At 55.8% G+C, this 16,524-nt stretch carries 13 protein-coding genes and 1 tRNA gene; all 14 read left to right on the plus strand.

Going from position 1 to position 16,524, the window contains the following annotated elements:
- Positions 1–613, plus strand: a 613-nt coding sequence (locus tag DK261_RS02465) for an EF-Tu/IF-2/RF-3 family GTPase (protein WP_256597542.1), incomplete at its 5' end; no start/stop codon positions are given.
- Between the two features lie 53 nt (positions 614–666).
- Positions 667–742: transfer RNA gene (locus tag DK261_RS02470), tRNA-Trp, on the plus strand.
- A gap of 45 nt (positions 743–787) precedes the next feature.
- Positions 788–1,156, plus strand: coding sequence for a preprotein translocase subunit SecE (secE, locus tag DK261_RS02475; RefSeq protein WP_009045851.1), 369 nt, complete (start codon positions 788–790; stop codon positions 1,154–1,156).
- A 9-nt stretch (positions 1,157–1,165) separates the two neighbouring features.
- Complete coding sequence (gene nusG / locus DK261_RS02480) at positions 1,166–1,699, plus strand: transcription termination/antitermination protein NusG (protein ID WP_002555501.1); 534 nt, start codon at positions 1,166–1,168, stop codon at positions 1,697–1,699.
- A 118-nt stretch (positions 1,700–1,817) separates the two neighbouring features.
- Complete coding sequence (gene rplK / locus DK261_RS02485) at positions 1,818–2,249, plus strand: 50S ribosomal protein L11 (protein WP_003176435.1); 432 nt, start codon at positions 1,818–1,820, stop codon at positions 2,247–2,249.
- Positions 2,249–2,944 (plus strand): 50S ribosomal protein L1, encoded by a 696-nt coding sequence (gene rplA, locus DK261_RS02490; protein ID WP_009051121.1) that lies wholly within the window; start codon positions 2,249–2,251, stop codon positions 2,942–2,944. Before rplK ends, rplA begins: the two co-directional genes overlap by 1 nt.
- A gap of 198 nt (positions 2,945–3,142) precedes the next feature.
- The gene (rplJ, locus tag DK261_RS02495) at positions 3,143–3,643 is read left to right on the plus strand and encodes a 50S ribosomal protein L10 (RefSeq protein WP_007925954.1); all 501 of its coding nucleotides are present in this window, start codon (positions 3,143–3,145) and stop codon (positions 3,641–3,643) included.
- 80 nt (positions 3,644–3,723) lie between these two features.
- On the plus strand, positions 3,724–4,089 hold the full coding sequence (gene rplL, locus DK261_RS02500; protein WP_007925956.1) for a 50S ribosomal protein L7/L12: 366 nt from the start codon (positions 3,724–3,726) through the stop codon (positions 4,087–4,089).
- Positions 4,090–4,308: 219 nt separating this feature from the next.
- Positions 4,309–8,382, plus strand: coding sequence for a DNA-directed RNA polymerase subunit beta (gene rpoB / locus DK261_RS02505; RefSeq protein WP_007925957.1), 4,074 nt, complete (start codon positions 4,309–4,311; stop codon positions 8,380–8,382).
- Positions 8,383–8,446: 64 nt separating this feature from the next.
- The gene (gene rpoC, locus DK261_RS02510; RefSeq protein WP_009051120.1) at positions 8,447–12,646 is read left to right on the plus strand and encodes a DNA-directed RNA polymerase subunit beta'; all 4,200 of its coding nucleotides are present in this window, start codon (positions 8,447–8,449) and stop codon (positions 12,644–12,646) included.
- Between the two features lie 200 nt (positions 12,647–12,846).
- Positions 12,847–13,218 (plus strand): 30S ribosomal protein S12, encoded by a 372-nt coding sequence (gene rpsL, locus DK261_RS02515; protein ID WP_003186084.1) that lies wholly within the window; start codon positions 12,847–12,849, stop codon positions 13,216–13,218.
- Between the two features lie 110 nt (positions 13,219–13,328).
- Positions 13,329–13,799, plus strand: a complete 471-nt coding sequence (rpsG, locus tag DK261_RS02520; protein WP_007925959.1) for a 30S ribosomal protein S7 — start codon at positions 13,329–13,331, stop codon at positions 13,797–13,799.
- 30 nt (positions 13,800–13,829) lie between these two features.
- Positions 13,830–15,956: an elongation factor G gene (gene fusA, locus DK261_RS02525; RefSeq protein WP_009051119.1), complete on the plus strand. Its 2,127-nt coding sequence runs from the start codon at positions 13,830–13,832 to the stop codon at positions 15,954–15,956.
- A gap of 30 nt (positions 15,957–15,986) precedes the next feature.
- A partial coding sequence (locus tag DK261_RS02530) for a GTP-binding protein (protein ID WP_146218503.1) occupies positions 15,987–16,524 on the plus strand: 538 nt, incomplete at its 3' end.

Here is a 16,524-nt window from a genome sequence, read left to right on the forward strand (position 1 = left end):
GCTGGTAGAAACTCTGGATACCTACATCCCAGAGCCAGAGCGTGCTATCGACAAGCCGTTCCTGATGCCTATCGAAGACGTGTTCTCGATCTCCGGTCGTGGCACCGTGGTAACTGGCCGTGTTGAGCGTGGTATCGTTCGCATCCAGGAAGAAGTTGAGATCGTTGGTCTGCGCGAAACTCAGAAAACCACCTGCACCGGCGTTGAAATGTTCCGCAAGCTGCTCGACGAAGGTCGTGCTGGCGAGAACTGCGGCGTTCTGCTGCGTGGCACCAAGCGTGACGACGTTGAGCGTGGCCAGGTTCTGGTTAAGCCAGGTACCGTTAAGCCGCACACCAAGTTCACTGCTGAAGTGTACGTTCTGAGCAAAGAAGAAGGCGGTCGTCATACTCCGTTCTTCAAAGGCTACCGTCCACAGTTCTACTTCCGTACTACTGACGTGACTGGTAACTGCGAGTTGCCAGAAGGCGTTGAAATGGTAATGCCAGGTGACAACATCCAGATGACTGTCACTCTGATCAAAACCATCGCGATGGAAGATGGTCTGCGTTTCGCTATCCGTGAAGGCGGTCGTACCGTCGGCGCTGGCGTCGTGGCCAAGGTCATCGAGTAAGTTCTTGATATATCTCCATCGGGCCGGCATAATGGTCGGCCTGATTTGTTTTTAGGTCAGTAGCTCAATTGGCAGAGCGACGGTCTCCAAAACCGTAGGTTGGGGGTTCGATTCCCTCCTGACCTGCCAGATTCACTCGGTGTGTCTGGCTTTCTTTTCACAGGATCTTCATAGATGACTCCTAAAGCTGAAGCTCAAGGCTCTCGCTTCGATCTGCTCAAGTGGCTTGTAGTAGTTGCTTTGGTGGTCGTTGGCGTTGTCGGTAATCAGTATTACTCTGCTTCGCCGATCCTGTACCGTGTGCTCGCTTTGCTTGCCATTGCTGCTGTAGCTGCCTTTGTAGGCTTGCAGACGGCCAAGGGCAAGTCTTTCTTTGTACTGGTTAAGGAAGCTCGCACCGAGATTCGTAAAGTCGTATGGCCAACTCGCCAAGAAACCACGCAGACCACGTTGATCGTAGTGGCTGTTGTTCTGGTTATGGCGTTGCTGTTGTGGGGGCTTGATTCCCTGCTCGGCTGGCTCGTTTCCTTGATTGTTGGCTAAGGGTGTCCCGTGGCTAAGCGTTGGTACGTTGTGCATGCTTACTCGGGTTATGAGAAGCATGTAATGCGTTCGTTGATCGAGCGCGTAAAGCTGGCTGGCATGGAAGATGGCTTTGGCGAAATTCTGGTTCCCACTGAAGAAGTGGTTGAAATGCGTAATGGCCAGAAACGCAAAAGTGAGCGCAAGTTCTTCCCTGGTTATGTGCTGGTTCAGATGGATATGAACGAGGGTACTTGGCACTTGGTCAAGGATACTCCTCGGGTGATGGGCTTCATTGGTGGTACAGCCGACAAGCCTGCGCCAATCACGGACAAAGAGGCAGAAGCGATTCTGCGTCGTGTCGCTGATGGTAGCGACAAGCCTAAGCCGAAGACTCTGTTCGAGCCGGGTGAGGTTGTTCGTGTTACCGATGGTCCGTTCGCTGACTTTAACGGCACTGTCGAAGAAGTTAACTACGAAAAGAGCCGGATCCAAGTGGCTGTGCTCATTTTCGGTCGCTCTACTCCGGTAGAGCTAGAGTTCAGTCAGGTCGAAAAGGCATAACTGAACGAGAATCCCATACCCCGCAGCCCAAGGCTGTGGGGTTTTGTCGTCACTGGGATAAACGCGCAAGTAACCGGGGAGCCTTTCTAGGCGTTTGAACCCGTAATTGGAGTGCCTCATGGCTAAGAAGATTACTGCTTACATCAAGCTGCAAGTGAAGGCCGCACAGGCCAACCCAAGTCCACCCGTCGGTCCAGCTCTGGGTCAGCACGGCGTGAACATCATGGAATTCTGCAAGGCCTTCAACGCCCGTACCCAGGGTCTTGAGCCAGGTCTGCCGACTCCTGTGATCATCACTGTTTACAGTGACCGCAGCTTCACTTTCGAAACTAAGAGCACCCCTGCTTCGGTTCTGCTGAAGAAAGCTGCTGGCCTGACCAGCGGTTCCGCTCGTCCGAACACCGTTAAGGTTGGCACCGTTACCCGTGCTCAGCTGGAAGAAATCGCGAAAACCAAAAACGCGGATCTGACTGCAGCTGATATGGATGCAGCCGTGCGTACTATCGCCGGTTCTGCTCGTAGCATGGGCCTTAACGTGGAGGGTGTGTAATGGCTAAGCTGACCAAGCGCCAAAAGGCTATCGCGGGCAAGATTGAAGCGGGCAAGGCCTACAGCTTCGTAGACGCAGCTGCTCTCCTGACCGAGCTGTCGACCGTCAAGTTCAGCGAGTCTGTCGACGTCGCTGTAAACCTGGGCGTTGACCCACGTAAATCTGACCAGGTTGTTCGCAGCGCTACCGTGCTGCCACATGGCACTGGCAAGACTGTACGTGTAGCTGTGTTCACCCAAGGTCCAGCTGCTGAAGCTGCCCTGGCTGCCGGCGCTGATCGCGTAGGTATGGACGACCTGGCTGCCGAAATGAAAGGCGGCGACCTGAACTATGACGTGGTTATTGCTTCCCCGGATGCAATGCGCGTTGTAGGTCAACTGGGTCAGATCCTCGGTCCACGTGGTCTGATGCCTAACCCTAAGGTTGGTACCGTAACTCCAGACGTAGCAGGCGCTGTTAAAAACGCCAAGGCTGGTCAGGTTCGTTATCGCACCGACAAAAACGGCATTATCCACACCTCCGTTGGCAAGGTTGGCTTCGACGCCATCAAGCTGAAGGAAAACGTTGAAGCCCTGATCGCTGATCTGAAGCGTATCAAGCCAGCTTCTTCGAAAGGTATCTACGTCAAGCGCGTTACCCTGAGCACCACTATGGGCCCAGGTCTGGTCATCGACCAGGGTTCGCTGGACGTATAAGACACAGGTTGACGCAAGAGATTGCGTCAATTGAAAGATTGGGGTCCCTGCCTGGCGGGGGCTATCCAAGACCGTAGGCGACGCAAGTCTTAAACCACAAGCCTACGCAGATGGTGCTCCCGGTTCCTTACCGAATCAGACACCAAAACGACATCCGGCCTCGGTTGGATGAAACGGTAACAAGCAGGAGTTGAACCCGTGGCAATTAAACTCGAAGACAAGAAGGCCATCGTCGCTGAAGTCAACGAGGCTGCCAAAGGCGCTCTGTCCGCTGTCGTGGCTGATGCCCGTGGTGTGACAGTAGGCGCTATGACCGGACTCCGTAAAGAGGCCCGCGAAGCTGGCGTGTATGTACGTGTCGTACGTAACACCCTGCTCAAGCGCGCAGTTGAAGGCACTCAATATGACGTGCTCAACGACGCGTTCGTCGGCCCTACCCTGATTGCATTCTCCAAGGAACATCCGGGCGCTGCTGCTCGTATTTTCAAAGAGTTCGCAAAGGGTCAGGAAAAGTTCGAGATCAAGGCAGCTGCGTTCGAGGGCAAGTACCTCGCAGCAAACGAGATCGACGTGTTGGCTTCGCTGCCAACTCGCGACGAAGCTATTGCGAAGCTGATGAGCGTGATCCAAGGCGCTACCAGCAAGCTGGCTCGTACTCTGGCGGCCATTCGCGACCAGAAAGAAGCTGCTGCTGCCTAAGGCACTGCAAGCCCTTTCAAAATCATATGTTTAATTTGATGGCTGCGTAGGCTGTCACCCCAATACAGGAATTTATAGTCATGTCTCTGACTAACGAGCAAATCATCGAAGCAATCGGCCAGAAAACCGTTCTGGAAGTTGTTGAGCTGATCAAAGCAATGGAAGAAACCTTCGGCGTTACCGCTGCTGTTGCCGCTGCTGGCCCAGCTGCTGCTGCCGCTGTTGTTGAAGAACAAACTGAATTCAACGTCATGCTGACCGAAGCTGGCGAGAAGAAAGTTAACGTGATCAAGGCTGTACGTGAACTGACCGGTCTGGGCCTGAAAGAAGCCAAGGCTGTAGTTGACGGCGCTCCTGCCATGGTTCTGGAAGGCGTTGCTAAAGAAGCCGCTGACAAAGCCAAAGCAGCTCTGGAAGAAGCAGGCGCTAAAGTCGAGCTGAAGTAAGCATCGACTTTGTGTCTCCAGCCCAAGCGTTAAGCTGAGGCTGATGGCTGGTGGCTCTTGCCACCGGCCTTTTTCCGTTATTGGCAGCCGACTGGGTCGGTGCTTCTAACGTGCTGTAACCACCCTGTGCGGTGGCGCAAACCAAAGGGTTTGCACGATTTTCTGGCTGCTCCCGTCGGGAGGGGCCAAATAAGCAGGTGACCAAGCTGGGGAACGCTGATGGCTTACTCATATACTGAGAAAAAACGTATCCGCAAGGACTTTAGCAAGTTGCCGGACGTCATGGATGTGCCGTACCTCCTGGCCATCCAGCTGGATTCGTATCGTGAATTCTTGCAAGCGGGAGCGACTAAAGATCAGTTCCGCGACGTGGGCCTGCATGCGGCCTTCAAATCCGTTTTCCCGATCATCAGCTACTCCGGCAATGCTGCGTTGGAGTATGTCGGTTATCGCCTGGGCGAACCGGCATTTGATGTCAAAGAATGCGTGCTGCGCGGTGTAACTTACGCCGTACCTTTGCGGGTAAAAGTTCGTCTGATCATTTTCGACAAAGAATCGTCGAACAAAGCGATCAAGGACATCAAAGAGCAAGAAGTCTACATGGGTGAAATCCCCCTGATGACTGAGAACGGTACCTTCGTAATCAACGGTACCGAGCGTGTAATCGTTTCCCAGCTGCACCGTTCCCCTGGCGTATTCTTCGACCACGACCGTGGCAAGACGCACAGCTCCGGTAAGCTGCTGTACTCCGCACGTATCATTCCTTATCGCGGTTCCTGGTTGGACTTCGAGTTCGACCCGAAAGACTGCGTATTCGTGCGTATCGACCGTCGTCGCAAGCTGCCTGCATCGGTACTGCTGCGTGCGTTGGGCTACACCACTGAAGAAGTGCTGGACGCTTTCTACACCACCAACGTATTCCACGTGCGCGGCGAAAGCCTGAGCCTGGAGTTGGTGCCTCAGCGCCTGCGTGGTGAAATTGCGGTCCTCGATATTCAGGATGACAAAGGCAAGGTTATTGTCGAGCAGGGTCGTCGTATTACTGCTCGCCACATCAACCAGCTGGAAAAAGCCGGGATCAAAGAGCTGGAAGTGCCTCTGGACTACGTCCTGGGTCGTACTACCGCCAAGGTCATCGTGCATCCGGCCACCGGCGAAATCCTGGCAGAGTGCAACACCGAGCTGAACACCGAGATCCTGGCGAAGATCGCCAAGGCTCAGGTTGTGCGCATCGAAACGCTGTACACCAACGATATCGATTGCGGTCCGTTCGTTTCCGACACTCTAAAGATCGACTCCACCACCAACCAACTGGAAGCGTTGGTCGAGATCTATCGCATGATGCGTCCTGGCGAGCCTCCAACCAAGGATGCGGCCGAGACCCTGTTCAACAACCTGTTCTTCAGCCCTGAGCGTTATGACCTGTCTGCGGTCGGCCGGATGAAGTTCAACCGTCGTATCGGTCGTACCGAGATCGAAGGTTCCGGCGTGTTGTGCAAGGAAGACATCGTTGCGGTTCTGAAGACTCTGGTCGACATCCGTAACGGCAAAGGCATCGTCGATGACATCGACCACCTGGGTAACCGTCGTGTTCGCTGCGTAGGCGAGATGGCCGAGAACCAGTTCCGCGTTGGCCTGGTGCGTGTAGAGCGTGCGGTCAAAGAGCGTCTGTCGATGGCTGAAAGCGAAGGCCTGATGCCGCAAGACCTGATCAACGCCAAGCCAGTGGCGGCGGCGGTGAAGGAGTTCTTCGGTTCCAGCCAGCTGTCCCAGTTCATGGACCAGAACAACCCGCTGTCCGAGATCACCCACAAGCGCCGTGTCTCTGCACTCGGCCCAGGCGGTCTGACTCGTGAGCGTGCAGGCTTCGAAGTTCGTGACGTACACCCGACTCACTATGGTCGTGTATGCCCGATCGAGACGCCGGAAGGTCCGAACATCGGTCTGATCAACTCCCTGGCCGCCTATGCTCGCACCAACCAGTACGGTTTCCTCGAGAGCCCGTACCGCGTGGTGAAAGAAGGTCTGGTGACCGACGAGATCGTGTTCCTGTCCGCCATCGAAGAGGCCGATCACGTGATCGCCCAGGCTTCGGCGACCATGAACGACAAAGGTCAGCTGATCGACGAGCTGGTAGCCGTTCGTCACCTGAACGAATTCACTGTCAAGGCGCCAGAAGACGTCACCTTGATGGACGTTTCGCCGAAGCAGGTAGTTTCGGTTGCGGCGTCGCTGATTCCGTTCCTCGAGCACGACGACGCCAACCGTGCGTTGATGGGTTCGAACATGCAGCGTCAGGCTGTACCAACCCTGCGTGCCGACAAGCCGCTGGTAGGTACCGGCATGGAGCGTAACGTTGCCCGTGACTCCGGCGTCTGCGTCGTGGCTCGTCGTGGCGGTGTGATCGACTCGGTTGATGCCAGCCGTATCGTGGTTCGTGTTGCAGATGACGAAGTTGAGCCAGGCGAAGCCGGTGTCGACATCTACAACCTGACCAAATACACCCGCTCCAACCAGAACACTTGCATCAACCAGCGTCCGCTGGTGAGCAAGGGTGATCGGGTTCAGCGCAGCGACATCATGGCCGACGGTCCGTCCACCGACATGGGTGAACTGGCTCTGGGTCAGAACATGCGCATCGCGTTCATGGCATGGAACGGCTTCAACTTCGAAGACTCCATCTGCCTGTCCGAGCGTGTGGTCCAGGAAGACCGCTTCACCACGATCCACATCCAGGAACTGACCTGTGTGGCCCGTGACACCAAGCTTGGCCCAGAGGAAATCACTGCGGATATCCCGAACGTGGGTGAGGCTGCACTGAACAAGCTGGACGAAGCCGGTATCGTTTATGTCGGTGCTGAAGTTGGCGCAGGCGACATCCTGGTCGGTAAGGTCACTCCGAAAGGCGAGACCCAGCTGACTCCGGAAGAAAAACTGCTGCGTGCAATCTTCGGTGAAAAAGCCAGCGACGTTAAAGACACCTCCCTGCGCGTACCTACCGGTACCAAGGGTACTGTCATCGACGTACAGGTCTTCACTCGTGACGGTGTAGAGCGTGACGCTCGTGCCCTGTCGATCGAGAAGAGCCAGCTCGACGAGATCCGCAAGGATCTGAACGAAGAGTTCCGTATCGTCGAAGGCGCCACTTTCGAGCGTCTGCGTTCCGCTCTGGTCGGCCACAAAGCCGAAGGCGGCGCCGGCCTGAAGAAAGGTCAGGAAATCACCGACGAAGTACTCGACGGTCTTGAGCATGGCCAGTGGTTCAAACTGCGCATGGCTGAAGATGCTCTGAACGAGCAGCTCGAGAAGGCCCAGGCCTACATCGTTGATCGCCGCCGTCTGCTGGACGACAAGTTCGAAGACAAGAAGCGCAAGCTGCAGCAGGGCGATGACCTGGCTCCAGGCGTGCTGAAAATCGTCAAGGTTTACCTGGCAATCCGTCGTCGCATCCAGCCGGGCGACAAGATGGCCGGTCGTCACGGTAACAAGGGTGTGGTCTCGGTGATCATGCCGGTTGAAGACATGCCGCACGATGCCAACGGCACCCCGGTCGACGTCGTCCTCAACCCGTTGGGCGTACCTTCGCGTATGAACGTTGGTCAGATTCTCGAAACTCACCTGGGCCTCGCGGCCAAAGGTCTGGGCGAGAAGATCAACCGCATGGTCGAAGAGCAGCGCAAGGTCGCGGAACTGCGTAAGTTCCTGGACGAGATCTACAACCAGATCGGTGGTCGTAACGAAGATCTGGATAGCTTCTCCGATCAGGAAATCCTGGATCTGGCGAAAAACCTACGTGGCGGCGTGCCGATGGCCACTCCGGTGTTCGACGGTGCCAAGGAAAGCGAAATCAAGGCCATGCTGAAACTGGCGGACCTGCCAGAAAGCGGCCAGATGCAACTGACCGACGGCCGTACCGGCAACAAGTTCGAGCGCCCGGTTACTGTTGGCTACATGTACATGCTGAAGCTGAACCACTTGGTAGACGACAAGATGCACGCTCGTTCTACCGGTTCGTACAGCCTGGTTACCCAGCAGCCGCTGGGTGGTAAGGCGCAGTTCGGTGGTCAGCGTTTCGGGGAGATGGAGGTCTGGGCACTGGAAGCATACGGTGCTGCATACACTCTGCAAGAAATGCTCACAGTGAAGTCGGACGATGTGAACGGCCGGACCAAGATGTACAAAAACATCGTGGACGGCGATCACCGTATGGAGCCGGGCATGCCCGAGTCCTTCAACGTGTTGATCAAAGAAATTCGTTCCCTCGGCATCGATATCGATCTGGAAACCGAATAACACGTGACGCGAATCGAGAGCGGGGCAGGATTGCCCGCTCTCTGCTCCGCCAGGAGGAAAGGCCTTGAAAGACCTACTGAATTTGCTGAAAAACCAGGGTCAAGTCGAAGAGTTCGACGCCATCCGTATCGGATTGGCCTCGCCTGAGATGATCCGTTCGTGGTCGTTCGGTGAAGTTAAAAAGCCGGAAACCATCAACTACCGTACGTTCAAGCCTGAGCGTGACGGCCTGTTCTGCGCCAAGATCTTTGGCCCGGTAAAGGATTACGAGTGCCTGTGCGGTAAGTACAAGCGCTTGAAGCATCGTGGCGTGATCTGCGAAAAGTGCGGCGTTGAAGTTGCACTGGCCAAGGTTCGCCGTGAGCGTATGGCGCACATCGAACTGGCTTCGCCAGTTGCCCACATCTGGTTCCTGAAATCGCTGCCGTCCCGTATCGGCCTGCTGATGGACATGACCCTGCGTGATATCGAGCGTGTTCTCTACTTCGAGAGCTATGTCGTTATCGACCCGGGCATGACCACTCTGGAAAAAGGTCAGTTGCTCAACGACGAGCAGTACTTCGAAGCACTGGAAGAGTTCGGTGACGACTTCGACGCCCGCATGGGTGCCGAGGCTGTCCGCGAGCTGTTGCACGCTATCGACCTGGAGCACGAGATTGGCCGTCTGCGCGAAGAGATTCCGCAAACCAACTCGGAAACCAAGATCAAGAAACTGTCCAAGCGTCTGAAGTTGATGGAAGCCTTCCAGGGTTCCGGCAACCTGCCAGAGTGGATGGTGCTGACCGTTCTGCCGGTTCTGCCGCCAGATCTGCGTCCACTGGTCCCGCTGGATGGTGGTCGTTTCGCGACTTCCGACCTCAACGATCTGTATCGTCGAGTGATCAACCGTAACAACCGCTTGAAGCGCCTGCTCGATCTGTCCGCTCCGGACATCATCGTGCGCAACGAAAAGCGTATGTTGCAGGAAGCCGTCGACGCACTGCTCGACAACGGTCGTCGTGGCCGCGCTATCACCGGTTCCAACAAGCGTCCTCTGAAATCCCTGGCTGACATGATCAAGGGTAAGCAAGGTCGTTTCCGTCAGAACTTGCTCGGTAAGCGTGTTGACTACTCCGGTCGTTCGGTAATTACCGTAGGCCCGACCCTGCGTCTGCACCAGTGCGGTCTGCCTAAGAAAATGGCTCTCGAGCTGTTCAAACCGTTCATTTTCGGCAAGTTGGAAATGCGTGGCCTGGCCACCACCATCAAAGCCGCGAAGAAGATGGTCGAGCGCGAGCTGCCAGAGGTTTGGGACGTTCTCGCCGAAGTGATTCGCGAACACCCAGTGCTCCTCAACCGTGCACCGACCCTTCACCGTCTGGGTATCCAGGCGTTTGAACCGGTACTGATCGAAGGTAAGGCTATCCAGCTGCACCCTCTGGTCTGTGCTGCGTACAACGCCGACTTCGACGGCGACCAAATGGCCGTGCACGTGCCGCTGACACTGGAAGCCCAGTTGGAAGCGCGTGCGTTGATGATGTCGACCAACAACATCCTGTCGCCAGCCAACGGTGAGCCAATCATCGTTCCGTCGCAGGACGTTGTATTGGGTCTGTACTACATGACTCGTGAAGCGATCAACGCCAAGGGCGAAGGTCGTGTGTTCGCGGATCTGCAGGAAGTTGACCGTGTGTTCCGTGCCGGCGAAGCCGCACTGCATGCCAAGGTCAAGGTGCGGATCACCGAAACCGTCAACGATCGTGATGGCGGCAGCGTGACCAACACCCGTATCGTCGACACCACTGTCGGCCGTGCGCTGTTGTTCCAGGTTGTGCCAAAAGGTCTGTCGTACGACGTCGTCAACCTGCCGATGAAGAAGAAGGCGATCTCCAAGCTGATCAACCAGTGCTACCGCGTGGTTGGTCTGAAAGAGACCGTGATCTTCGCTGACCAGTTGATGTACACCGGTTTTGCTTACTCGACCATTTCCGGCGTTTCTATCGGTGTTAACGACTTCGTTATCCCGGATGAAAAAGCCCGCATCATCGGTGCTGCCACCGACGAAGTGAAAGAGATCGAGAGCCAGTACGCCTCCGGCCTGGTGACCCAGGGCGAGAAGTACAACAAAGTGATCGACCTCTGGTCGAAAGCGAACGACGAAGTCTCCAAGGCGATGATGGCCAACCTCTCGAAAGAGAAGGTCATCGACCGTCACGGCGACGAAGTCGAGCAAGAATCTTTCAACTCGATGTACATGATGGCCGACTCGGGTGCGCGGGGTTCCGCAGCACAGATTCGTCAGCTGGCCGGTATGCGTGGTCTGATGGCCAAGCCGGACGGTTCCATTATCGAAACGCCGATTACTGCGAACTTCCGTGAAGGTCTGAGCGTACTCCAGTACTTCATCTCGACTCACGGTGCTCGTAAAGGTCTGGCGGATACCGCGTTGAAAACTGCGAACTCCGGTTACCTGACTCGTCGTCTGGTAGACGTGGCGCAGGATCTGGTTGTAACCGAGATCGATTGTGGCACCGAACACGGCCTGGTAATGACTCCGCACATTGAAGGCGGCGACGTTGTAGAGCCGTTGGGTGAGCGCGTGTTGGGTCGTGTTATTGCCCGTGACGTATTCAAGCCAGGTACCGAGGACGTCATCGTTCCTGCCGGCACTCTGGTCGACGAGAAGTGGGTTGAGTTCATCGAGCTGAACAGCATCGACGAAGTGATCGTGCGTTCGCCGATCAGTTGCGAAACCCGCTACGGCATTTGCGCCAAGTGCTACGGCCGCGACCTGGCTCGTGGTCACCAGGTGAACATCGGTGAAGCTGTCGGCGTTATCGCTGCTCAGTCCATCGGTGAGCCGGGTACCCAGCTGACGATGCGTACGTTCCACATCGGTGGTGCGGCAAGCCGGACCTCCGCGGCCGACAGCGTTCAGGTGAAGAATGGCGGTACCGTCCGTCTGCACAACCTGAAGCACGTTGAGCGAGTGGATGGTCATCTGGTTGCTGTGTCCCGTTCCGGTGAGCTGGCGATTGCTGACGACTTCGGTCGTGAGCGCGAGCGTTACAAGCTGCCGTACGGTGCTGTGATTTCGGTTAAAGAGGGTGACAAGGTCGACGCTGGCTCTATCGTGGCCAAGTGGGATCCGCACACCCACCCAATCGTTACCGAAATGAAAGGTACCGTGACCTACGTGGGCATGGAAGAAGGCATCACGATCAAGCGTCAGACTGACGAATTGACCGGTATGACCAACATTGAAGTTCTCGATGCCAAAGACCGTCCGGCTGCAGGTAAGGACATCCGTCCTGCAGTGAAGATGGTGGGTGACGATGGCAAAGATCTGCTGTTGCCAGGTACCGACGTACCGGCCCAGTACTTCCTGCCAGCCAACGCCCTGGTCGGTGTTGCGGACGGTGCGCGGATCGCGATCGGTGACGTTATCGCGCGTATTCCGCAAGAAACTTCGAAGACTCGTGACATCACCGGTGGTCTGCCGCGTGTTGCCGACCTGTTCGAAGCTCGTCGTCCGAAAGAGGCCTCGATCCTGGCTGAAGTCAGCGGCACCATCGCGTTCGGTAAAGAGACCAAAGGCAAGCGCCGTCTGGTCATTACCCCGAACGACGGTAGCGATCCGTACGAAGAGCTGATTCCGAAGTGGCGCCACCTGAACGTCTTCGAAGGCGAACAGGTAAACCGCGGCGAAGTTATCTCCGACGGTCCAAGCGATCCACACGACATCCTGCGTCTGCTGGGTGTGAGTGCGCTGGCCAAGTACATCGTGAACGAGATCCAGGACGTTTACCGTCTGCAAGGCGTGAAGATCAACGACAAGCACATCGAGACCATCCTGCGTCAGATGCTGCGTAAGGTTGAGATCGCTGAATCCGGCGATTCCAGTTTCATCAAGGGCGACCAGATGGAGCTGACTCACGTACTGGTAGAGAACGAGCGTCTGAACACCGAAGACAAGTTTGTCGCCAAGTTCACCCGCGTTCTGCTGGGTATCACCAAGGCGTCGCTGTCGACCGAATCGTTCATCTCGGCGGCCTCTTTCCAAGAGACTACTCGCGTACTGACCGAAGCGGCGGTAACCGGCAAGCGCGATTATCTTCGCGGCCTGAAAGAAAACGTCGTCGTGGGTCGCCTGATCCCGGCTGGTACCGGCCTGGCGTATCACAGCGAGCGTAAGCGTCGTCGTGATGCCGACAAGCCGCTGCGCGTAAGCGCAAGTGAAGTTGAAGCTGCACTGACCGAAGCGCTGAACTCCAGCGGTAACTGAGGTCTGCAGTAGATTGAGATAGGGCCCTGGCTTTTCCGCTCACGAATCAAGACGATTTTGTCGGGGTTCGCTGATCGGGGAGGCCGGGGCCTTGCCTTGACTGGGGACAAGATCCTCTTTAGACTCTTGTACCCCTAAATTTGGTGGGGCTTGCGCCCTGCCATTTTGTTTATGTCGAAAGACAACAGTGGAGCTAGTAGATGGCAACTATCAACCAGCTGGTACGTCAGCCGCGTAAGCGTATCGTCGAGAAATCCGACGTACCTGCGCTGCAGAACTGCCCGCAACGTCGTGGCGTGTGCACTCGCGTGTATACCACTACGCCGAAAAAACCTAACTCGGCACTGCGTAAAGTATGCCGTGTGCGTCTGACCAACGGTTTCGAGGTTTCCTCGTACATCGGTGGTGAAGGCCACAACCTGCAAGAACACAGCGTGGTACTGATCCGCGGCGGTCGTGTAAAAGACTTGCCAGGTGTTCGTTACCACACCGTTCGCGGCTCCCTGGATACCTCCGGCGTTAAAGGTCGTAACCAAGGTCGTTCGAAGTACGGTACCAAGCGTCCGAAGTAATCGGCCGTTTTGCAGTTAATTATTTTATTGAGTCGATAAGAGTAAGGTCGGGCACGAGTCCTTTGGATCAACTGTCCCGAGCTAACCTGAAGACCGTTTGAGGGCTTATCATGCCAAGACGTCGCGTAGCAGCCAAACGTGAGATTCTGGACGATCCGAAATACGGAAGCCAGATCCTCGCCAAGTTCATGAACCACGTAATGGAAAGCGGCAAGAAAGCCGTTGCCGAGCGTATCGTTTATGGCGCGCTGGAAAAAGTTAAAGAACGCAAGAACAGCGATCCCCTGGAAATCTTCGAGAAAGCTCTCGACGCCATCGCTCCGCTGGTCGAAGTGAAGTCGCGCCGTGTTGGCGGTGCTACTTACCAGGTTCCGGTCGAAGTTCGTCCGTCCCGTCGTAACGCTCTGGCAATGCGCTGGTTGGTAGACTTCGCCCGTAAGCGCGGCGAGAAGTCTATGGCTCTGCGCTTGGCTGGCGAACTGCTGGACGCTGCCGAAGGCAAAGGTGCTGCAGTTAAGAAGCGTGAAGACGTACACCGTATGGCTGAAGCCAACAAGGCTTTCTCGCACTACCGCTTCTAATATCGGCATCATTCATTTTGCGAGGGCTTTATGGCTCGTACTACAGCAATCAACCGCTACCGTAATATCGGTATCTGTGCCCACGTTGACGCGGGCAAGACTACCACTACCGAGCGGATCCTGTTCTACACAGGTCTCAGCCACAAGATGGGTGAGGTGCATGACGGCGCTGCTACCACCGACTGGATGGTGCAGGAGCAGGAGCGTGGTATCACCATTACCTCCGCTGCTGTAACTACCTTCTGGAAAGGTTCGCGCGGCCAATACGATAACTATCGTGTAAACGTTATCGATACCCCAGGCCACGTAGACTTCACCATTGAAGTAGAGCGTTCGCTGCGCGTACTCGACGGCGCGGTCGTTGTGTTCTGCGGTACTTCCGGTGTTGAACCTCAGTCCGAAACCGTATGGCGTCAAGCCAACAAATACGGCGTTCCACGTGTTGTTTACGTGAACAAGATGGACCGTGCTGGTGCCAACTTCCTGCGCGTTGTTGCTCAGATCAAAAACCGTCTGGGTCACACTCCGGTTCCAGTTCAGCTGGCTATCGGTGCAGAAGATAACTTCGAAGGTCAGATCGATCTGATCAAGATGAAGGCTATCTACTGGAACGACGACGACAAGGGTACTACCTATCGCGAGGAAGAAATTCCTGCCGATATGCTGGATCTGGCTAACGAGTGGCGCTCCAACATGGTTGAGGCTGCTGCCGAAGCTAACGAAGAGCTGATGAACAAGTACCTTGAAGAAGGTGAGCTGACCGTCGAAGAGATCAAGGCAGGCCTGCGTGCGCGCACCCTGGCCAGCGAGATCGTTCCGGCTGTCTGCGGTTCCTCGTTCAAGAACAAGGGTGTTCCGCTGGTTCTCGACGCTGTCATCGACTTCCTGCCGGCTCCGACCGAGATCCCTGCGATCAAGGGCGTTCATCCGGACAGCACCGACGACAACGAAATCGTTGACGAGCGTCACGCTGACGACAACGAGCCGTTCTCGGCTCTGGCGTTCAAGATTGCCACCGACCCGTTCGTGGGTACTCTGACCTTCGTTCGCGTTTACTCGGGTTTCCTGAGCTCCGGCGACTCCGTGATCAACTCGGTCAAGGGCAAGAAGGAGCGTGTTGGTCGTATGGTGCAAATGCACGCGAACCAGCGCGAAGAGATCAAAGAAGTACGTGCAGGCGACATCGCTGCTCTGATCGGTATGAAAGACGTCACCACCGGTGACACGCTTTGCGATATCGACAAGCCGATAATCCTTGAGCGTATGGACTTCCCTGAGCCGGTGATTTCGGTTGCTGTAGAGCCGAAAACCAAGGCTGACCAGGAGAAGATGGGTATTGCTCTGGGCAAACTGGCTCAGGAAGACCCGTCGTTCCGCGTCAAGACTGACGAAGAAACCGGTCAGACCATCATTTCGGGTATGGGTGAGCTGCACCTGGATATCCTTGTTGACCGTATGCGTCGTGAATTCAACGTAGAAGCCAACATCGGTAAGCCGCAGGTTTCCTATCGCGAGAAGATCACCGTCGGCTGTGAAGTTGAAGGTAAGTTCGTTCGTCAATCCGGCGGTCGTGGCCAGTTCGGTCATTGCTGGATCCGTTTTGCTCCGGCAGACGTCGACGAAAAAGGCAATATCACTGAAGGTCTGGTGTTTGCCAACGAGGTCGTTGGTGGTGTGGTTCCGAAGGAATACATCCCGGCAATCCAGAAGGGTATCGAAGAGCAGATGAAGAACGGCGTTGTCGCCGGCTATCCGCTGATCGGCCTGAAGGCTACCGTGTTTGATGGTTCTTACCACGACGTCGACTCTAACGAGATGGCGTTTAAGGTAGCGGCCTCCATGGCGACCAAGCAGCTGCGTGAGAAGGGCAAGGGCGTAGTTCTTGAGCCGATCATGAAGGTTGAAGTAGTAACCCCTGAGGACTACATGGGTGACGTGATGGGTGACCTGAACCGTCGTCGTGGTCTGATCCAGGGTATGGAAGACTCGGTCTCTGGCAAGGTTATCCGTGCTGAAGTGCCGCTGGGTGAAATGTTCGGTTATGCGACCGACGTTCGTTCCATGTCCCAGGGTCGCGCGAGCTACTCCATGGAGTTCTCCAAGTACGCCGAAGCTCCGTCGAATATCGTCGAAGCACTCGTTAAAAAACAAGGCTAATCCAGCCCTTTAGGCAAGAGGTTCACTGTCGTGGCTAAAGAAAAATTTGAACGTAACAAACCGCACGTCAACGTTGGCACCATCGGTCACGTTGACCACGGTAAAACCACTCTGACTGCTGCTCTGACTCGTGTTTGCTCCGAGGTTTTCGGTTCGGCTCGCGTTGACTTCGACAAGATCGACAGCGCCCCAGAAGAAAAAGCTCGTGGTATCACCATCAACACTGCGCACGTAGAGTACGACTCGAACATTCGTCACTACGCGCACGTTGACTGCCCAGGTCACGCCGACTACGTCAAAAACATGATCACTGGTGCTGCCCAGATGGACGGCGCGATCCTGGTTTGCTCGGCTGCCGATGGTCCGATGCCACAAACTCGTGAGCACATCCTGCTGTCCCGTCAGGTAGGCGTTCCGTACATCGTTGTCTTCCTGAACAAGGCTGACATGGTTGACGACGCTGAGCTGCTGGAACTGGTTGAGATGGAAGTGCGCGATCTGCTGAGCACTTACGACTTCCCAGGTGATGACACTCCAATCATCATCGGTTCGGCTCTGATGGCTCTGA

It is taken from the genome of Pseudomonas sp. RW409 (genome assembly GCF_003184125.1).
Taxonomy (GTDB): Bacteria; Pseudomonadota; Gammaproteobacteria; order Pseudomonadales; family Pseudomonadaceae; genus Aquipseudomonas; species Aquipseudomonas chlororaphis_I.

What these genes read in the sequence shown, in the direction of transcription:
- secE (WP_009045851.1), top strand. Translation starts at nt 788, where the DNA reads ATGACTCCTAAAGCTGAAGCTCAAGGCTCTCGCTTCGATCTGCTCAAG.
- rplK (WP_003176435.1), top strand. Translation starts at nt 1,818, where the DNA reads ATGGCTAAGAAGATTACTGCTTACATCAAGCTGCAAGTGAAGGCCGCA.
- rplA (WP_009051121.1), top strand. Translation starts at nt 2,249, where the DNA reads ATGGCTAAGCTGACCAAGCGCCAAAAGGCTATCGCGGGCAAGATTGAA.
- rplL (WP_007925956.1), top strand. Translation starts at nt 3,724, where the DNA reads ATGTCTCTGACTAACGAGCAAATCATCGAAGCAATCGGCCAGAAAACC.
- rpoB (WP_007925957.1), top strand. Translation starts at nt 4,309, where the DNA reads ATGGCTTACTCATATACTGAGAAAAAACGTATCCGCAAGGACTTTAGC.
- rpsL (WP_003186084.1), top strand. Translation starts at nt 12,847, where the DNA reads ATGGCAACTATCAACCAGCTGGTACGTCAGCCGCGTAAGCGTATCGTC.
- rpsG (WP_007925959.1), top strand. Translation starts at nt 13,329, where the DNA reads ATGCCAAGACGTCGCGTAGCAGCCAAACGTGAGATTCTGGACGATCCG.
- fusA (WP_009051119.1), top strand. Translation starts at nt 13,830, where the DNA reads ATGGCTCGTACTACAGCAATCAACCGCTACCGTAATATCGGTATCTGT.